Raw genomic sequence first — 17959 nt, forward strand, 5'->3', positions numbered from 1 at the left:
GGGGCTCTCCGCGACTCGTACACCGTACGTCGTACACTGTACGGCACCCACGCAAATGCGGGGAGTCGTACGCTGGACGACTGTCGAGCATTCGAGCGAGAAGGAGACCCGTGCCTGCGAAGGGGCAACACCAGGGCGCGTCAGAGAAGGGGCTGACCAAGCAGCGCGTCGTGGCCGAGGCGATCCGGCTGGCTGACCGCGAGGGCGTCGGGGGGCTGAGCATGCGGCGACTCGCGGGCACGCTCGGCAAGGGCGCGATGTCGCTCTACCACTACGTGGCGAGCAAGGACGAGTTGCTGGACGCCATGATCGACGTCGTCTTCGACGAGATCGAACTCCCGCCGGAAGGAGCCGACTGGCAGTCGGCGATGCGACGCCGGGGGCTCTCCGCCCGAGAGGTTCTCCGACGCCACCCGTGGGCGATCGGCCTGATGGAGTCGCGGACCTCGCCGGGGCCCGCGAACCTCCGCCACCACGAGGCGGTCATCGCCTGCCTGCGGAGGGCTGGTTTTCCGACCTTGATGGCGACGCACGCCAACTGGCTGCTCGACAGCTACGTCTACGGTTTCGCCCTGCAGGAAGCGAGCCTGCCGTTCGACACCGCTGACGAGCTGGCAACCGTGGCCGAGGAGGTCTTCCTGCCCCAGCTTCCCCCCGACGAGTTCCCCTACCTCAACGAGTCCGCGATCGCGCTCGTCGCCGGCGGCCAGGGCCCGGCGGAGGAGTTCACCTTCGGCCTCGACCTCATCCTGACCGCCCTGGAGGGCCTGAGAGCCCCCGCCTAGGTGTACTGACCGGAGACGTTAGTAGAGTGACTTTCTCTGGGAGCCTTGACCTTGACACTGTGTGATGCGGTCTGGTGGGAGTCGACATGTTGAGCATCGGAGAGATCGCGCATAGCACCGGTGTCTCGCGGCGCATGCTACGGCACTGGGAAGACGAGGGGTTGCTGACCCCAGCTGTAACCGACCCCGTGACCGGCTATCGGCGCTACCAAGACAGCCAGCTAGGGCGCGTGCGAGCCATCACGGAGCTGCGCGCGCTCGGGTTCGGTTTGGCCGAGATAGGGCAGCTGCTCGATCCGCAGATCGGGCAGTCCACGCTGGAATCGCTTCTGATTCACCAGGTAGATGCCTTGCAGCGGGAGATCACCGAGGCTTCAACACGTCTGGTCCACGTTCAGCACCGGCTGGACATCATCCAGAACAAGTCCATGGAGATCATCATGAATCTGTCCCTCACCGCACTGCCCAGCCTCAATTTCTGGGGGCTGAGCACCGCCGTCCTTGACGAGACCGAGATCGGTCACGCCGTGAGCGAGTTGTACCGGCGTCTCCCGCAATCCGATGAAGAGATCGTGCTTCTGTACGACGGCACGCGCGACGACCAGATCACCGTCTCGGCCGGGACTATGACGCAATCCGAATCTGAGGCGGTCAGCAGGATCGTCGTACCGGAGGTCCCGGAAGCGTAACGGTCACGTTCGATGTGCCCCCAGAGAGCATCGCGGATGCCTGGATCCTCATCGAGACCGAGCTGGAGAAGCGACACCTGACCAGCTTTGGAGTCTATCGGCAGGTCAACAGCGCGACGGGGCACGTCACCCTGCAGGCCCCTGTTCGCGAGCGGCACTGATTTGTCGGCCACGGCAAACGGGGCCAGCGGCGTTGTCGAGCCGTCGCCTGGATGTGAGCCTCAATGAGCCATGCAAATGCGGCCCTTACCCCGCGCCACAGGCTGAAAGTTGCCCACCTGGTCGTCGACCAGGGGTGGCGGATCAGTGAAGTAGCGGCCCGCTTCCAAGTGTCCTGGCCGACGGTCAAGCGCTGGGTCGACCGCTACCTCGCCGGCGAACCGATGCAGGACCGCTCCTCGCGGCCGCGGAGATCTCCGGGCAAGACACCCAAGACTGTGACGAAGAGGTGCGTCAGCCTGCGGATGCGTCTGCGGGAAGGGCCGGTCCAGCTCGCTGCGAGACTCAACATCGCGCCGTCGACGGTCCATCGAATCCTGCGATCGGCCCGATTGAACCGACTCGCCTATGTCGACCGCGAAACCGGTGAGCCCATCCGCCGGTATGAGCATGACCATCCGGGATCGATGGTGCATGTGGACGTGAAGAAGCTCGGCAACATCCCCGACGGTGGCGGCTGGCGTTACGTCGGCCGCCGCCAAGGCGAGAAGAACCGCGCCGCGACACAGGACAAGTCACGCAACGCCTACGGCAACCCAAAGCTCGGATACGCATTCGTACACACCGTCATCGACGACCACTCCCGCGTCGCCTACACCGAGGTTCACGACGACGAAACAGCCGTCACTGCCGTCGGTGTCCTACGTCGGGCCGCCAGCTGGTTCACCGACCGTGGCGTCACGATTGAGCGAGTGTTGTCAGACAACGGCGGTGCGTACCGCTCGTACCTTTGGCGCGACACGTGCGAGGTCCTGTCGATCATCCCGAAGCGCACCCGCCCGTACCGCCCACAGACAAACGGAAAGGTCGAGCGTTTCCACCGCACCATGGCTGACGGGTGGGCCTATGCCCGTTGCTACCGCAGCGAGCATGAGCGCCGCGACGGGCTCAATGGCTGGCTGCACCACTACAACCAGCACCGCCCCCACACGGCCTGCGGTAACCAGCCGCCCTTCTCGCGATTAATCAACGTCCCCGATCAGTACACCTAGGGGACCCCCCTCACCACGGCCGCTCCACGTCCGTCCCGCTCCGCTTCTCGCGGTCCCGAGACTTCTGCTGCTGCTTCCGCGCCTCCTCGTTCTGCTTCTCCACGCGCTCGATGCGCTGGTCCGGCGGTTCGGGGTTCGGCTCACCCGACGGCTGCGGCGTCGGCGACTTCGAGCTGCGCTGCTCACGCTCCTTCGCCTTCTGCTCCTCGCGGCGCTTCTCCTCCATGCGGTCCTCCGACTCGCCCGCGCGCTCCTGCTCCTCCTTGCGCTGCTCCTCGCCGGCGGTGGGCTGCGAGCTCGGTTTCCCCTCGGTGGGCTGCCCCGACGGCCCGGTGGTCGGCTCCCCGGAAGGTCCGCTCGTCGGCTGCCCCGACGGTCCCGTCGTCGGCTGCCCAGACTTCCCCGGAGTCGGAGACTTCGTGCCCGACGGCGACGGCGACGGCGATGCCGACGGCTTCCGCGTCGGATCCCCGCACTGCCCCTGCCTCAACACCGCGAGCCCCTCCGCGTACATCGTCTCCGCCTCCGCGTGGCGCCGCGCGACCGCCAGTTCGTCGCCCATCACCTCGATGGTCGCGACGAGGTTCAGCCTGACCAGGCAGTCCTGCGCCTTCGGCACTGTCTTCAACGCTTCGGCGAAATCGGTCTTCGCCGCGGGATAGTTGCGCAGCCCGTGGTTCGCCGTCCCCCGGTTGTACGCCGCCACCCACGGCTGCACCACGTTCACCCGGTGGGTCCGCTCGAACTTCTCGCGGGCCGTCGCCATGTCTGACTCCGCGTACGCCTCCCTCCCCGCCGCGTTGTCGACCGTCTTGCCGATCAGGGTGCCCGACGTCAGCACCGCCGCGATCCAGACCGGCGCCGACCAGGCCGCCAGCCGCTTGCGCCGCGAGGTCCACCAGGTGGGGCTCATCGCGATCCTCCTGGAGCTTCGACTCGCGGAGCCTGTGCCGAGCGAGGCCGCTCGCGGCCGAGACGAGGTGCTCGCTCAGCCAGCGTCCGTATGCCCAGCTTCGTAGCCCGCGTCCGTACGCCCAGCTCCGTACGCAGCCGCCGGTGCACCGTCGCCGCGTCCCACAGCTCCCACAGCACCAGCCCGAGCAGCGCCAGCGCGAACATCCAATAGGTCTCCATGCCGCTGGTCACCCGCGCGTCGCCGAGGGCCGTCGACCACCCGCCCGCGCTCGGCAGGTTCGGCTGGTCCGGACGCGCGCGGTGCTGGTAGTCCACGCCCAGCTCGCCGGCGACCTTCCGCAGGTTCCCCTCGTCGATCTTCGACACCGCGTCCCCCCCGGCGGCGTGCACATAGCCGTTCTCGGTGATCCCGGTCTTCATCCGCCCGCCGGCCGCCGTGCCATAGCCCAGCACCCCGCCGCCCCTGATCAGCGGCTTCAGCGCCGCGAACGACTCCACGGGTTCCTTCGAGGTCTGCTCGCCGTCGCCGAGATAGAACAGCTGCCGCGTACGCCCCGGCTGGGCCTTCTCCGCGTCCCGCAGGAGCTTCTCGGTGGTCGCCACGCCCGCCGAGATCGAGCTGCCGGCCGAATAGAGATAGAGCTCCGGCACGATCGAGTCGGCCACGCTCAGCAGTGCCGTCGCGTCGGTCGTGAACGGCATCTCCACCACGCCGCGCGAGGTGAACGTCACGATCGCGAACCGCGCCCCCGGATAGCGCTCGGCGATCTTGCGGATGTCGTGGGCGACCCCGCGTACGCGCGGCTCCGCGCCGTTCCAGTCCTCCGCCGCGATCGAGGTCGTGCGGTCGACCATGATCACGACGTCGACGTTCGAGGCGAGCCCGCGGCCCTGCTGGCCGCCGACCACAGGCCGGACCGCGATCAGCAGCACGAGCACGGCCATGCCGAGGCGCCGCAGGTCGATGCGTCGCGCGACCTTCGGCCCGGTACGCCCGCGCCAGGCGGTCAGGGCCAGGCCAAGCACGGCCAGCAGCGCGAGCCCCGCCAGCACCAGGTTCGGGTGGAACGTCATGACGCCCTCCGATCACGGCGGGCCACGAGCCCGCGTACGGGTCCCGCCAACGCCAGGCCCAGCGCGCCCGCCGTGCACAGGACCAGGCCGGCCAGCGGCAGGTCGGTCACCCGCGCCGCGCCGGCGCCGTCCAGGCGGCGCGCCTCGGTCGCCGAGATCGCGGCGACGATGCGGTCGCCGGCGCCGGGCCCGTTGACGAGATACATCTCGCCCTGGGTCCGCCGCACCTGCGTACGCAGGGCCTCGACGTCGTCGTCCTCATATTTCGCGATGCCATAGACGGTGATCTTCTTCGCCAACGCCATGTCGATGGACTCGGTCAGCGTGAAGGCCGGCTTGCCGTTGAGGTCGTTGTCGGTGGCCAGGATGATCGAGCGCGAGCGCGGCTCGTCGAGCCGGTCGAACCGCTGGACGCAGGACGCTAGCCCGTCGCCGATCAACGACGACCCCCTGCCCATCGTGGTGCCGTCGGTGAACGAGAAGTCGTTGGCGTCGATGGCCTTCGCGGCGGTCTCGATCTGCTCGGCCACGAACTGGTAGTCGTTCGTCAGCGGGAACACCAGCACCGCCGAGTTGTTCCAGATCGTCAGTCCCACCCGCTCACCGCGCATCTGGCCCACGATCTTGTGGAACGCCCGCAACATCTCGGCGTCGGTGTTGGTCATGGACCCCGACACGTCGAGGCACAGCATGATGTCGCGGTTGTGCTGCACGTCCTTGCTCTCCGCAGCCGCGGCGAGGCGGCCCACCAGCAGCAGCGCGCCCGCGGTCATGAGCACCGTCGAGACCAGGGACACCAGCGACCATCGCAGCGCACTCGCGGCCAGGCGCTGGTAGCGCTTCGACTGACGGAGCCGGTCGGTGTTGGCCGCGGCGATGCCGGCGGGGACGGCCCGCGCGGCCGGGTCGCGGCGGCGCCAGAACCACGCTCCGACGGCGATCACGACGAGCGCGACGATCAGGAGGGGCCAGAAGGCGAGCGTCATGCGGGCACCTCCTCGAGCGCGGTCGCCCAGCGGCGGACCAGCTCGTCGGCGCGATCCGCGGCCGCGTCCACGTCGCCCGCCCCGTCGGGCCCGAAGCTCGGCGGATGGAGCACCGCGACATAGTCGGTGAGGTTCGCCAGCCGCGCGTCGTGCTGCATCGCCTCGCGCAGGTCGGCCAGCCCCATGTGGTCGGTCGGCCAGCCCGACGCCTCGGCCACAAACCGGCGTACGACCCGCGACAGCTCCTGGTGAGCGCCGCGGTCGGTGACCTCGCCGACGGCGTGGCGCGCGCGGACGGCCCGGATGCCGGACTGGGCCTCGGCCAGCGCCTGGGCCGGCGTACGCGGCGGCGCGGGCGGGGTGGGACGCACGCGGCGGGGCCGGGTGAGCAGCCAGACAAGGACGGGCCAGGCCACGGCCAGGACGGCGAGGGCGATGCCGAGCCAGAGCCAGTGGTGGGCGTACGGCACGGGGCCGAAGATCTCAGCGGCCCGCATGGCCGGGAGCCCCAGGTCAGCGGCCCGCATGACGATGCCTCTCCAGGAGCCGGAAGACGGCCTGCACCACCGCGGCCTCCGACGCGACGTGCTCGTGGGCGATGCCGAGCCGGTCGAGCGTGCGCTTCCGCGCCGCGTGACGGTCGGCGCTCTGGGTGGCCAGCTCCTCGTGGAGCCGGCGGTCGCCGCGGACAAAGTCGGGCACGAGCGCGCGGGTGTCGACGTCGACGACGGCCTCCCGCTCGAGCGCCGGATCGGTCGGGTCGAGGTCGGCGAGCGTGACGAACAGCACCTCGTGCTGCGCGCGCAGGCGGCGGAGCTGGTGCTCGTCGTCGTCACTCAGCGCGACGTCGTCGGCGATCACGACCATGATCGTGCGGCGACGGACGCTGCGGACCGCGTACGCGAGGAGGCCGTGGAGGTCGGCGGCGTCCGCGTCGACGGTCGTGGAGTCCTGGATGCGGACGAGCATGCGCTCGAGCTGCACCTCGGTCGATCCGGGGCGGAAGGAGTGCTGGCCGGCCGCGTCGCCGGTGATCAGGCCGACGTGGTCGCCGTGTTTGACCGCGAGCCAGCCCATGATGCCGGCGACGAGGATCGCGACGTCGCGCTTGGGCGTCGCGGGGTCGCACCGGCCGGCCATCGAGCGGCCGGTCGACACGACCAGCAGGATCGTGTGCTTGCGGTCGGCCACATAGCGCCGGATCAGGAACTCGCCGCGCCGCGCCGACGCCTTCCAGTCGAGGTCCTTCACGTCGTCGCCGACGACATATTCGCGCAGGTCGTGGAAGTCCATCGACCGCCCGGAGTGCATGGACGCGTACTCGCCGTCGAGCAGCCCCCGCACCTTCCGGTGGGCGTGCAGGGCCATCTTGGTCTTGACCTTGGTCAGCAGGGCCACGGCGTACGCCTCCTCTCTGGCATCGGCTCCTCGTCTCGGCGGCCCTCGCTCGCCGAGCGGTGCGGGGTCACGGGGTCGGGACGGTCGCGAAGATCGCGTCGATCACCATCTCGGGGCGGACACGGTCGGCGACGGCCTCGAAGGTCAGCACCAGGCGGTGGCGCAGGATCTGGTGGCGCATGATGCGCACGTCGTCGGGCACGACGTGGTCGCGCCCGTTGAGGACCGCGACCGCGCGCGCCACGTGGAGCATCGCGATGGCGCCGCGGGGGGAGGCGCCGAACTCGACGTACGCGCCCTTCTCCGTCCCGAGGACCCGCTGGGGGTGGCGCGTGGCGTTGACGATGTCGACGATGTAGCGCTTGATGGCCTCGTCGACATAGATGCGGTGGACCAGGTCGCGCAGGAAGTCGACGTCGTGGGTGCCGAGGACGGCGTCGGTGGTGCGCTCGTCGAGCTGGCCGGTCTCGATGCGGTTGAGGACCTCGAGCTCCTCGGCCGGGGTCGGATAGTCGACGATCTCCTTGAGGAGGAACCGGTCCATCTGGGCCTGGGGGAGGACATAGGTGCCCTCCTCCTCGATGGGGTTCTGGGTGGCCAGGACCATGAACGGCTCGGGCAGCTTGTGGGTGTGGCCGCCGATGGTGGTCTGGCGCTCCTGCATGGCCTCGAGCATGGCGCTCTGGGTCTTGGCCGACGACCGGTTGATCTCGTCGAGGAGCACGAAGTTGTGGTGCACGGGGCCGAGCTGGGTGACGAACTGGCCGGTGTTGCCGTCGAACACCTGGGTGCCGATGATGTCGGACGGCAGCAGGTCGGGGGTGCACTGGATGCGGGCGAAGCTGGCCTGCACGGTGCTGGCGAGGGTCGAGGCGGCCAGTGTCTTCGCGAGGCCCGGCACCGACTCGAGCAGGATGTGGCCGCCCGCCATCAGGGTGACCAGGAGGCTGCGGGTGAGCTCGACCTGACCGACGACCTTGGTGCCGAACCCCTGGCGGATGCGGCCGATCAGGTGAGTGGCGCGGGCGAGTTCGGCCGGATCGATGCGCTGGCGGTGGACCACGGAAGCTCCTGAAGCTCGATGCTGTTTGCAATGGCAAATCTAGGGGACGCGAAGGTCACCAGGGAGCAGTCTGGCAGGCGGGGGTCCAACGTTGGCTGAGCGCGCCCCCACGTTCTCCGAGCGCGCCCCCACGTTCTCCGAGCGCGCCCCCACGTTCTCCGAGCGAGCGCCAGCGAGACGAGGAGCTCCTCGACTCGGCCGCAGGCGGCCTCGCTCGGAGAACGTTGGCTGAGCGACGAAGGAGTCGAAGCCCCCTCACTTCTCCGTGACCATCTCCACCTCGGAGCCCAGCTGCACCGTCCGCGACACCGTGCAGAGCTTGTCGTGCGACAGCTTCACGGCGCGCTCCACCAGCGACGCCGCCTCGCGGCCCGCGTCGGTGTCGGGGAACTCGAGGTCATAGGCGACGCGGAGGTGGGTCATCCGCGAACCGGTCTCGTCGCTGACCTTGTCGCCGCTGACCGTGACGTCGAAGCGGTCGGGCTCGCCGCGACGGGAGGTGACGGTGTCGACGTCGATCGACGAGCAGCCACCGATCGCCGCGAGCAGCAGCTCGACGGGCGTGAACAGGTCGTCGCCGTGGCCGAGCTCGAGCTCGAGACCCCGCGCGTTGCGAGCGGTGTAGCGGCCCTGCGCGGTGCGGGTGAGCGTGATCTGGCGGAGGGAATCGGGCGTCTGGGACTCAGCGTTGGTCATGCAGCGATGGTGTCACGGTGAGCCCACGCTCTCCGAGCGAGGCCGCTCGCGGCCGAGACGAGGAGCCGGCGCCCCCCTCCGAGGACCTCTGACTACTTCGTGTCCGCCAACACCTGTCGCGCGAACTCCAGGATCTCCTTCGGCTCCTGCGACCGCAGACCGATCGCCAGCACCGTGGTCTGGTTGCGGCGCACCGCGCAGACGTCGAGGTCGGTCTTGTCGCGGCCGCAGATGCCATCGCCCATGGGCCGGATCGCCGACGCCTTGATCTGGCGCTCCAGCAGGTCCTTCGGATCGCTGACCGGACGCGCCGACACCACGATGTAGGCCACCTGGCCGTTCTTCTTGAACACCGCCGACGACGTCTGCACCGAGCGGTCGATGCCGAAGTCCTGGGGCGCCTGGCCCTCGCCCGGCTCGCGGGCGAGCTCGCCGACGCGCACCGGCAGCACCGGCACGCCCGTCGGGTCGGGGGTGCTGACCGCGACCGGCTCGGCGGTGCCTCGGGTCACCAGATAACCGATGATGCCGAGGGTCGCGAGCAGCGCCGCGATCGCCCCGACCATGACATAGATCGGCACGTTCGACGGCAGCTGCGGCAGCTCGTCCTCGTGGACGATGACTTCGGCGAGCTCCTCCTCGGGGGTCGCCGACCCGACCGCCGGCGGGGTGCCGTCCGGCCGATAGGGGGTCGATCCCGTGGGTTCCATCGTCAGAGGGTGTCCTCGATCGCGTCGATCAGCACCTTCTTCGACTTGGCGCCGATGAACTGCTTCACGACCTGCCCGTCGACGAAGATCTGCAGCGTCGGCAGGCCCTGCACCATCTGCTGGGTGGGCGTGGTCGGGTTGGCGTTGGTGTCCATCTTCACGAACTCCATGCGGTCGCCGTAGGTGTTCGACAGTTCCTCGATGATCGGGGACAACTGCTTGCACGGCGAGCACCAGTCGGCCCAGTAGTCGACCAGCACGGGCTTCGACGACTTCAGCACGGTGGCGGCGAAGTCGGCGTCGGTCACGTCGGAGACGGCCATGGTTCTCCTTCTCGGATGGTTCGGGTGGGTCTGGAACAGATCGTACGCGGGGCCGCGTACGCCGGGGCTCAGGCCTGCGACGCCGTGCCGGTCGCGGCCATCACGTCGGGGGTCTCGACGGCCGGCGTGTGGGGCGCCTCGTCGTCGAGCTCGGCGAGGAACCGCTCGGCGTCGAGCGCGGCGGAGCAGCCGGAGCCGGCGGCGGTGATGGCCTGGCGGTAGGTGTGGTCGACGAGGTCGCCGCAGGCGAACACTCCGCGCAGGTTGGTGCGCGTCGAGCGCTCCTGGCAGACGACATAGCCCTCGCCGTCGAGCTCGACCTGGCCGACGAGCAGCTCGGAGCGGGGCTCGTGGCCGATCGCGATGAACAGGCCCTCCACGGGCAGCTCACGGGTCGCGCCGGTCTCGGTGTCGGTCAGGGTGACGCCGGTCAGGGCGCCCTCGCCGTGGATCGCCGAGACCGCCGAGTTCCACTCGAACTCGATCTTCGGGTCCTTGTGGGCGCGCGCGGCCATGATCTTCGAGGCGCGCAGCTCGTCGCGGCGGTGGACCAGGTGGACCTTCGAGGCGAACTTCGTCAGGAAAGTCGCCTCCTCGACCGCGGAGTCGCCGCCGCCCACGACCACGATCTCCTTGTCGCGGAAGAAGAAGCCGTCGCAGGTGGCACACCAGGACACGCCGCGGCCCGACAGGCGGTCCTCGTCGGCGATGCCGAGCTTGCGATAGCCCGAACCCGTCGCGAGGATCACCGCGCGGGCGCGATATTCGGTGCCGAGCGAGTCCATGACAACCTTCACGTCGCCCTCGAGCTGCATCTCGGTGACGTCGTCGGTGATGATCTCGGCCCCGAAGCGCTCGGCCTGCTCGCGCATGTTCTGCATGAGGTCGGGGCCCATGATGCCGGTCGGGAAGCCGGGGAAGTTCTCGACCTCCGTGGTGTTCATGAGCGCGCCGCCGGCGGTCACGGACCCCTCGATGACCAGCGGCTTCAGGTCGGCGCGGGCCGCATAGACCGCAGCCGTCCAACCGGCCGGGCCACTGCCGACGATGATGATGTCGCGGATGTCGCTCATGTCTCTCCTGATCGCGTGCGCGGGACGTCCCGACCCTACCGAACCGGCCCCAGCGCGGCGATATTCCCGGGCCCCCCCGCGTCGTCGCCGACGGGACACGTCCGCCCCGTACAGTGCGGCCCATGCGCGGATGGCTGGCCGCGATCATCGCGGTGGTCGTCATGGCATGGATCGGGGTGATGGGCATCGCCCTCTCGGCCCCGCCGTCCCCCGCGAAGGACGGCGTCGCCCGCTTCGTGGCCGGTGACGGCCGCCTCGAGCGCGTCGCCCTCGGCCCCGAGGGCGAGCCCGCGTCGGTCGACTCGGGTCGCGTACGCGGGGCCGCCGCCCTGCTGGCCGCCCCGCGCGCTGCCGTCAAGGCCGCCCGCCCGCCCGAGGACGCCGACCCGAAGAACACGGAGTTCTGGCGCGAATCCGTACGCCCGGCCCTCGCGGCCGACGCCCCGGCCGCCGGACCGTCGGCGGCCGCCCCCGCCGGGGAGTTCCGCCTCCACGCACTGACCCCCTCCGGCGTCCACCTCATCCTGGCCCTCGGCGGCATCGAGGGTGGGGGTGTGGCGTTCGACCGGGGCCTGCTCGAGCTGCCGCCCGACGTCGCGCCGGGCCGCTCGTGGACGAGTTCGGCGCGCGGCCGCATGGGCGAGCGCGTCGTCGAGGTCACCAATCGCTCGCTCGCCACCGTCCCGACCGACCCGGCCCTGCGCGACCGCGGCTGCCTCGACGTCCACGGCGAGACCACCATCGGCGGGGTCCCGCGGGAGGAGCGCGCGACGTGGTGCCCCGGCCGTGGCGTCGTGAGCGGTACGCCGATGCTTGGCTCCCTGCGTACGCCGTGGTCGGGCCCCTGGCCCCCGCCGCCGCTGGGCGGGGCCGAGCGGCGGAGCCTCCCCGACGCCCCGCGCGTCGTGCGCCCCGCCCACCTCAACGGCGACCCCCTCATGGGGTGGCAGCCCGACGACCCGTCCCCCGAGGCGACTCCCGGTGTCGCCCTGCCCGACGGCACGGTCGTGACCGCCGACATCCTCGCGTCGTCCCTGACCGGTTGGCAGCCCGGCGACGGCCCGAACGGCAGACCCGCGCTCTTCTCGCGCTGGTGGGTGCAGCCCGGTGGCGCCATCGCCCACCTCGACGTCGTCGGCGACACGGTGGTGGCGACGACGGGCACGAAGCGCCTCGCGGCGTACGACGCGTCGGGCCGCCGCCTGTGGACCGCGACCCTGAAGGACCTCGCGCCCGGCGGGGTGACCGCCCTCGGCCACGACGCGGTGGTGGTGGCGACGATGTCGGGTGAGGTGGCGGCCTATTCGCTCGTCGACGGCGCCAAGCGCTGGGCGACCTCGATCCAGGGGGGCGGGACCACCGCCCCCGTCGTGGCGGGCGGCCGCGTGCTCGTCATGACCTCCGACGACGGCGTGGTTGCACTCGATGCCGCCAGTGGCACGAAGGTGTTCGACCAGAAGGACGCCAGCGGCGCGGTCGCCATCGCGCCCGACGGGGCGGTGGTGACGATGCACCTGGGCGGCGAGATGTTGCGCCTCGACCCGGTCTCCGGTGAGGTGCGGGCGCTGGGACTCGCGGCCGTGGGGCGCCGCACCTCGCGCCTGCTCTCGGCGCACGGCTACCTCGCGGCGTACGGCGGAGGCGCGTTGACCCTCATCGATCCCACGACCCTCGCGGAGGTCGCCCATCTCGACGGCGCGCTCGACGTCGCCGCCGACGACCGCGGCTGGGTCGTGGCCACGCGTACGCACGTGGTGTCCCTGGCGGCCAACGGCGACGAGCGCCTCCGTGTCGCGCTCGACGCGCCCATCGACGAGGCCCGCATCCAGTTCACGCGCGACGGCGTCACCCTTGTGTCGTCGGCGCCCAAGGGAGCGGCCAACCGTCAGGACACGGCGGGTGAGGTGCTGTGGATCCGTTGAGGCGCATCGGCACCGTGGCCCGCTTCGTCCTCGGCCGCGCCATCGTCGAGCCCATCCGCACCGGCTCGCTGCGCCGCACCGACGCCTGGCCCCGCCACCTGCTTCCGTTCGTCGTCGTTGGCCTCGTCGTCTACACCGCGATGACCGCGATCGCCATCTTCGCCGGCACGCTGCGCGGGATGACGCTGGTGCACTGGGGCGACCTCTCCCTGCCCTGGTTGACGTTGGGCCCGTTCCTGATGGCGATCTCGTTGGTCCTCGCCCTCGCGTACGCGGCCGCTTTGCACGTGAACCCCTGGGTACGCGTCCCCGCACTCCTGGTGGTGATGACCCTCGCGACGCAGAACCCGCTGTTGGTCGAGTCGCCGATGTTGAAACTGGTGATGGCGATCGAGGTCGTCGTGCTCGTGGCGTTCGCCGCCCTGCGGTGGCGGTCGCACTATTCGCCGTGGGAGGTCGTCGTGCCCCTCGCGGTGATCGGCACGGGGCTGGTCGCGCGCATGATGTTCGCGCAGTCGCCCAGCGAGTCCTTCGTCGGGGCGCAGCAGGTCGTCCAGATCGCGCTGCTGTCCTTCACGGTGCTGATGTGGGCGACCCCGTCGGTCCTGATGGCCGGTGCCGCGATGGCCGAGCTGACGATCTCCACGGCGTCGTGGGCGGCGCGCGGCACGTGGGAGGCGGTCATGACGGGGCGTCGGGCGCGCCCCATCGGGGCCGCGCTCCTCGGTGGCCTGGTGGTCGCCTCCGTCGTGTCGGCCGTGTTCGCCCTTCGATCCCCGGTGAACACGCCCCTGGGCATCGCGTCGGCCCTCACCCTGTTCGTGCTGACCGCGCTGGTGGGGCTCGGCGTGCTGCGCTTCGTCCCGCGCGGTGACCGGCCGGGCGTCCAGGTCGATCCCGACGACCTCGTCCAGGGGTGGCCCACGGTGTCGCTGGCGGTCGCGATCGTGTTCTCCGTGGTGATGTTCGGCCCCTTCCCGATCGACCAGCTGCTCGGCTGGTGGGGACTGTCGCTGCCGGTCGTGCCGGGGGTCGCGCTGCAGGTCGCAGCCCTGCCGGTGGCGCTGGTGTGCGGTGTCGCGCTCGCGCGCAGGGCGCGCCCCGCCGCGGCCATGATCGTCGCGGCGGTCGGCATCCACACCGCATACGTCCCCCTGGCCAACCTCGCCGGATTCCCGCTCAACCACGCGCAGTCGCTGCTGGCGGTGGCGGGCCTGGCGGTGGCGGTCCTGGCGTACCTGCTCGTGACCCGGCGGCTGTCCGCCGACCGCGGGCTGGCGGTGGGGTCGGTCTTCATCGTCACGACCGTCTATCCCTTCCGCAGCGTCCTCGACGAGCCGTTCAGCCTCCTGGCGACGGTGTCCGGCACCACGGGCGGCCTGCTGCTCGGCCTGGCGTGGCGCCAGCTCACCGAATATGGCTTCACGCGTCACGACTCGCGCGGCTTCCCGGCGGCGTCGCGGGTGCTGGTCGGCACCGCCAACCTCACCCTGGTGGCGAGTGCCGTGGCGATGCACGCCGCGGCCGCGGGCAGCGGTGTGATGAACCTCGGCCTCCTCGAGAACATCGGCGACGAGACCATGGGCGGCTCTCTGCTGTATGCGGTCTGCGCCGCCGGCCTCCTCCTCGCCCTGCGCGGCCGCGAGGGCGGCGACGCCCGCGCCGGTGACGAGTTCCAGATCTTCCCGCTGCTGGTGGAGGAGAAGGGGCCGCTGGACGAGCTGCCCCAGGCCTGGTTCGACCAGAACGTGGAGAAGACGCGATGGCGCTGAGGAGTTCGGTTGGTTCGGGCGGTCCCGTGCGTACGCCCGGACCGATGACGGTCGCCGAGCGGTTCGCGTTCGCCGCCGGTGACGTCTTCGCGGGCGGCGCGAGCTCACTCATCGCCGTGGTCTATCTGTTCTTCCTCACCGAGGTCGTCGGCCTCGCGCCCGGCCTTGCCGGCACCGCAGTCCTCGTCGCCAAGGTCTGGGACTCCATCAACGACCCCCTCACCGGCGCCCTCTCCGACCGCACGCGGACGCGCTGGGGGCGACGCCGACCGTGGATCTTCGTCGGCGGCCTATTGCTGATCGGCGGCATGGCGCTGCTGTGGAACCCGTCGCCGCCCGTCTCGTCGCAGGTCGCGAAGATGGCGTGGGCGATAGGGTCCTACATCGTCTACAACACCATCCAGACGACGATCGCGGTGCCGTACGCGTCGTTCTCCACCGAGGTGACGACCGACCCGCTGCAGCGGGATCGCGTCAACACCCTGCGCCTGCTGTTCTCGACGGTCGCGAGCGCGACGGTGACGCTGGTCGCGACGCAGCTGCTGGAGTCGTTCCAGAAGGGATCGCTGTCCGCCACCGCGTTGTACGCGTGGCTCGTGCTCGGCTTCGGCGGCCTGTTCGCCTGCCTGGTGCTGCTGGTCGCGGTGGTGTGCCGGGAGCGCGTACCCCTCCCACCCGAGCGCGCACCGCTGCGGTTCTTCGCGGGATTCCTTGCCCCGTTGACAGTGCGGCCGATGCGTTTTCTGATGGGTATGTACCTCTGCCAGGCCATCGCCTGGGACATCGTCTCGGCGATGGTGCTCTACTACGCGGCGAACGTGGTCGTCGGCGTACGCTCCTTCACGCTGCTCGCGCTGTTCATCGTGGTGAACGTCATCGCGTTCCCGATCGTCACCCACCTCGTCACCAAGGTCTCGAAGAACCGGCTCTATGGGGCGCTCATTCCCCTTGCGCTGCTGGCGATCGCGGTGATCGCGTTCTATCCGCGGACAGGGCCGGCAGTCGGGGTCTATGTGGCCGGCGCCGCCCTCGCGATCGGCATGGCGGGGGCGCAACTGCTGCCCTGGGTGATGTTCCCTGACGTGCTCGACGCGGCCGAGCTCGAGACCGGTCGTCGTGACGCCGGGTCGTTCGGCGGCCTGATGACGTTCACCCGCGGGCTGGGGACCGCGGTGACGCTGCAGGTGATCGGGCTGGTGTTGCAGGTGACGGGCTATCAGCCGGGGCTGCGGGGGGCTCCGCAGGCCGGCGCGGCGGTGTGGGGGATCCGGCTGATCATGTTCGTCGGGATCGCTGTGCTGCTGACGATCGGGTGGTTCGTGGCGAGGCGCTATCCGCTGACGATCCGCGTGACGCGGGAGATGCAGCCGCGGCTGGCCGAGTTGCGGGAGGCCGAGAACGCGGTGGTTCCGGGAGTGGGATCCGGGGCCTCGGGCGGGCCCGCGTGATGGCCAGCGAACACCGCGCCCACGAGGGCCCGAAGGCCGACACGAGCGCCCGCGGTGTCTCGGCCGACCCCGGCATGGCGGTGAAGATGGGATCCTCGTCGTTCGCCGGCATCGCCGACCTCGCGGCCGGGCGCCCCTGCGACGAGACGGGGCTGCTCGCGCTGTGTGACTTCGTCGACGCCCGCCACGACTGCGCCGACTTCCGGCTGGTGACGATCCTCAAGGTGCTGTGCGCGTGGCCCGACCTCCTGTCGCCGGAAGCCCTGGCCAGGCTGGAATCCACGGTGCTGGGCTTCAAGTATTGGATGGACGAGCCCGGCGACGACGGCATGTGCTTCTGGTCGGAGAACCACCAGGCCATCTTCGCCACCTGCGAGCTGATCGCGGGCCAGCTCTTCCCCGACAGGCGATTCACCAACGGCGGCTTCACCGGGCGCGAAAGGTCTGCGCGCGGGGCGGAGCGGCTGGGGAGGTGGCTGGGGCATCGGCTGCGCTACGGGTTCACCGAATGGCTGTCGAACACCTATTACGAGGAGGACGTCGCGCCGCTGGCGCTGCTGGTGGACCACGGCGAGGACCCGGAGCTCGTCGCAGCGGCAAGGACGGTCCTCGACCTGCTCATGCTCGACATGGCGATGCACCGCTTCGACGGGCGCTTCGTCGCGTCGTCGGGCCGGGCGTACGCGGCCCAGAAGCAGGACCCGGCGAAGGCCGACGTGAACGACATCCTGGCGCGGGCGTTCGGGCCGCGGGAACGTGAGCACGCGTACGACTTCTCGCGCCTTTCGGCGACCTTCGTCCTGGGCGACTACGAGGTGCCGGCCGCCATCCGGGCGATCGCCGACGACCCGAGGCCAGCAACGGTGCGCGTGTCCCACGGCCTCGACGTCGACGAGGTGGTCGGCGAGGTCGGGGGACCGCAGGAGGTCGAGACGACGGGGGCGTTCCTGTGGCTGATGGAGGCGTTCGTGACCACGGGGTCGGCCGACCTCACGGCGCGGTGCATGAGGGCCTGGCGGATGTCTCGCAACACGTTCCTGCGGCCGCTGTCGTGGACGATGCCACTGGCGGGCACCGGTCTGGCCCCGTGGGTGGTCCGCGTGTTGAACCCGGCCGCGCAGGGCATCGCGATCGAGCGTGCGGACGTGGTCACCACCCGTACCCCCCATTGGTTGCTGTCGGCCGCACAGCGCTATCGGCCGAGGGGATTCGGCGACCAGCAGCTGCTGTGGACCGCGGCGCTCCCCGGTGACATCACGGTCTTCTCGACCCACCCCGCGGCGCCGCTGTTCGAGGAGACCGCGCGGGGGTTCTCGCCGTCGGCGTGGGTGGGCAACGGCATCAACCCGGACGTGGTGGCCGACGAGAACCTGCTCGTGGTGGTGCACGACCTGTCGCCGCGCCGGGGGTTCCTGGAGCGTTCGCGACGGCAGTTGAGCCACCTGTGGTTCTCGTCCGACCGGTTCGACGAGGTGGTGCGGGACGAGCGCGTCGTGGTGGGGCGCGCGGGCGACTCGTTGATCGGCGTGGTGGGCTCGTCGGCGATCGAGGACGGGGAGACGAACGAGCTGGTGCAGAGCGGGAGGCTCACGGCCTGGGGCGTCGCGTGCTCCGACGTCGGCGAGTCGGGGGGAGCCCAGGAGTTCTTGGCCGCGCTGGTGGCGACGCGCGTGGTGGCGCGCCCGGCGACGACCACGTGGCACGTGGCGGGGCTGTCGGCCGCGGGTGGGCGTCGCGTGGTGGCGGTGCACCGAGACGGGCCGGCCCTGGTGGACGGCCGAACGGTCGTGACCCGACATCCGCGGCTGGACTCGCCGTGGGGCCGGGCGGAGCGCTTCCCCGACGCGATCGCGGTGGAGTGCGACGGCCAGCGGTGGAGCACGCGGGCCTGAAC

The 17959-nt window shown here is 70.5% G+C and carries 17 protein-coding genes; 7 read left to right on the forward strand and 10 right to left on the reverse strand.

The window, feature by feature from the left end; translation table 11 throughout:
• The first annotated feature begins 110 nt into the window (after window positions 1–110).
• From ACYVAG_RS11940 to ACYVAG_RS11950, 3 genes are all read left to right on the forward strand, one after another.
• Window positions 111–785 (forward strand): TetR/AcrR family transcriptional regulator, encoded by a 675-nt coding sequence (locus tag ACYVAG_RS11940; RefSeq protein WP_460769945.1) that lies wholly within the window; start codon window positions 111–113, stop codon window positions 783–785.
• Between the two features lie 86 nt (window positions 786–871).
• Window positions 872–1474, forward strand: a complete 603-nt coding sequence (locus tag ACYVAG_RS11945; protein WP_460769947.1) for a MerR family transcriptional regulator — start codon at window positions 872–874, stop codon at window positions 1472–1474.
• Between the two features lie 224 nt (window positions 1475–1698).
• The gene (locus ACYVAG_RS11950; protein WP_460769948.1) at window positions 1699–2685 is read left to right on the forward strand and encodes an IS481 family transposase; all 987 of its coding nucleotides are present in this window, start codon (window positions 1699–1701) and stop codon (window positions 2683–2685) included.
• 10 nt (window positions 2686–2695) lie between these two features.
• On the opposite strand, the gene ACYVAG_RS11955 is transcribed toward ACYVAG_RS11950, so the two are convergent.
• The 10 genes from ACYVAG_RS11955 to trxB form a co-directional block, all read right to left on the reverse strand.
• A complete protein-coding gene (locus tag ACYVAG_RS11955; protein WP_460769950.1) occupies window positions 2696–3598 on the reverse strand; it encodes a hypothetical protein in 903 nt (300 codons plus the stop codon).
• Window positions 3595–4674 (reverse strand): vWA domain-containing protein, encoded by a 1080-nt coding sequence (locus ACYVAG_RS11960; RefSeq protein ID WP_460769951.1) that lies wholly within the window; start codon window positions 4672–4674, stop codon window positions 3595–3597. Before ACYVAG_RS11960 ends, ACYVAG_RS11955 begins: the two co-directional genes overlap by 4 nt.
• A complete protein-coding gene (locus ACYVAG_RS11965; protein ID WP_460769953.1) occupies window positions 4671–5660 on the reverse strand; it encodes a VWA domain-containing protein in 990 nt (329 codons plus the stop codon). The genes ACYVAG_RS11960 and ACYVAG_RS11965 overlap by 4 nt, the downstream gene beginning before the upstream one ends.
• A complete protein-coding gene (locus ACYVAG_RS11970) occupies window positions 5657–6187 on the reverse strand; it encodes a hypothetical protein (RefSeq protein WP_460769954.1) in 531 nt (176 codons plus the stop codon). The genes ACYVAG_RS11965 and ACYVAG_RS11970 overlap by 4 nt, the downstream gene beginning before the upstream one ends.
• Window positions 6174–7058 (reverse strand): DUF58 domain-containing protein, encoded by an 885-nt coding sequence (locus tag ACYVAG_RS11975; RefSeq protein WP_460769955.1) that lies wholly within the window; start codon window positions 7056–7058, stop codon window positions 6174–6176. The genes ACYVAG_RS11970 and ACYVAG_RS11975 overlap by 14 nt, the downstream gene beginning before the upstream one ends.
• A gap of 67 nt (window positions 7059–7125) precedes the next feature.
• Window positions 7126–8121 (reverse strand): AAA family ATPase, encoded by a 996-nt coding sequence (locus tag ACYVAG_RS11980; protein WP_460769957.1) that lies wholly within the window; start codon window positions 8119–8121, stop codon window positions 7126–7128.
• Window positions 8122–8376: 255 nt separating this feature from the next.
• On the reverse strand, window positions 8377–8817 hold the full coding sequence (locus ACYVAG_RS11985; protein ID WP_460769958.1) for an OsmC family protein: 441 nt from the start codon (window positions 8815–8817) through the stop codon (window positions 8377–8379).
• 92 nt (window positions 8818–8909) lie between these two features.
• Window positions 8910–9527, reverse strand: coding sequence for a hypothetical protein (locus ACYVAG_RS11990; protein ID WP_460769959.1), 618 nt, complete (start codon window positions 9525–9527; stop codon window positions 8910–8912).
• Window positions 9528–9529: 2 nt separating this feature from the next.
• Window positions 9530–9850 (reverse strand): thioredoxin, encoded by a 321-nt coding sequence (gene trxA, locus ACYVAG_RS11995; protein WP_460769961.1) that lies wholly within the window; start codon window positions 9848–9850, stop codon window positions 9530–9532.
• Between the two features lie 68 nt (window positions 9851–9918).
• The gene (gene trxB / locus ACYVAG_RS12000) at window positions 9919–10923 is read right to left on the reverse strand and encodes a thioredoxin-disulfide reductase (RefSeq protein ID WP_460769962.1); all 1005 of its coding nucleotides are present in this window, start codon (window positions 10921–10923) and stop codon (window positions 9919–9921) included.
• A gap of 122 nt (window positions 10924–11045) precedes the next feature.
• On the opposite strand from trxB, the gene ACYVAG_RS12005 reads away from it, so the two are divergent.
• The 4 genes from ACYVAG_RS12005 to ACYVAG_RS12020 are packed head-to-tail and all read left to right on the forward strand — an operon-like array spanning window position 11046 to window position 17957.
• Window positions 11046–12845, forward strand: a complete 1800-nt coding sequence (locus ACYVAG_RS12005) for an outer membrane protein assembly factor BamB family protein (RefSeq protein WP_460769964.1) — start codon at window positions 11046–11048, stop codon at window positions 12843–12845.
• Complete coding sequence (locus ACYVAG_RS12010) at window positions 12833–14617, forward strand: hypothetical protein (protein ID WP_460769965.1); 1785 nt, start codon at window positions 12833–12835, stop codon at window positions 14615–14617. The genes ACYVAG_RS12005 and ACYVAG_RS12010 overlap by 13 nt, the downstream gene beginning before the upstream one ends.
• Window positions 14608–16065, forward strand: coding sequence for an MFS transporter (locus tag ACYVAG_RS12015; protein ID WP_460769967.1), 1458 nt, complete (start codon window positions 14608–14610; stop codon window positions 16063–16065). The genes ACYVAG_RS12010 and ACYVAG_RS12015 overlap by 10 nt, the downstream gene beginning before the upstream one ends.
• Window positions 16065–17957: a hypothetical protein gene (locus tag ACYVAG_RS12020; RefSeq protein ID WP_460769969.1), complete on the forward strand. Its 1893-nt coding sequence runs from the start codon at window positions 16065–16067 to the stop codon at window positions 17955–17957. Before ACYVAG_RS12015 ends, ACYVAG_RS12020 begins: the two co-directional genes overlap by 1 nt.
• Window positions 17958–17959: the final 2 nt, after the last annotated feature.

The sequence above is a fragment of the Mariniluteicoccus flavus genome (genome assembly GCF_054776655.1).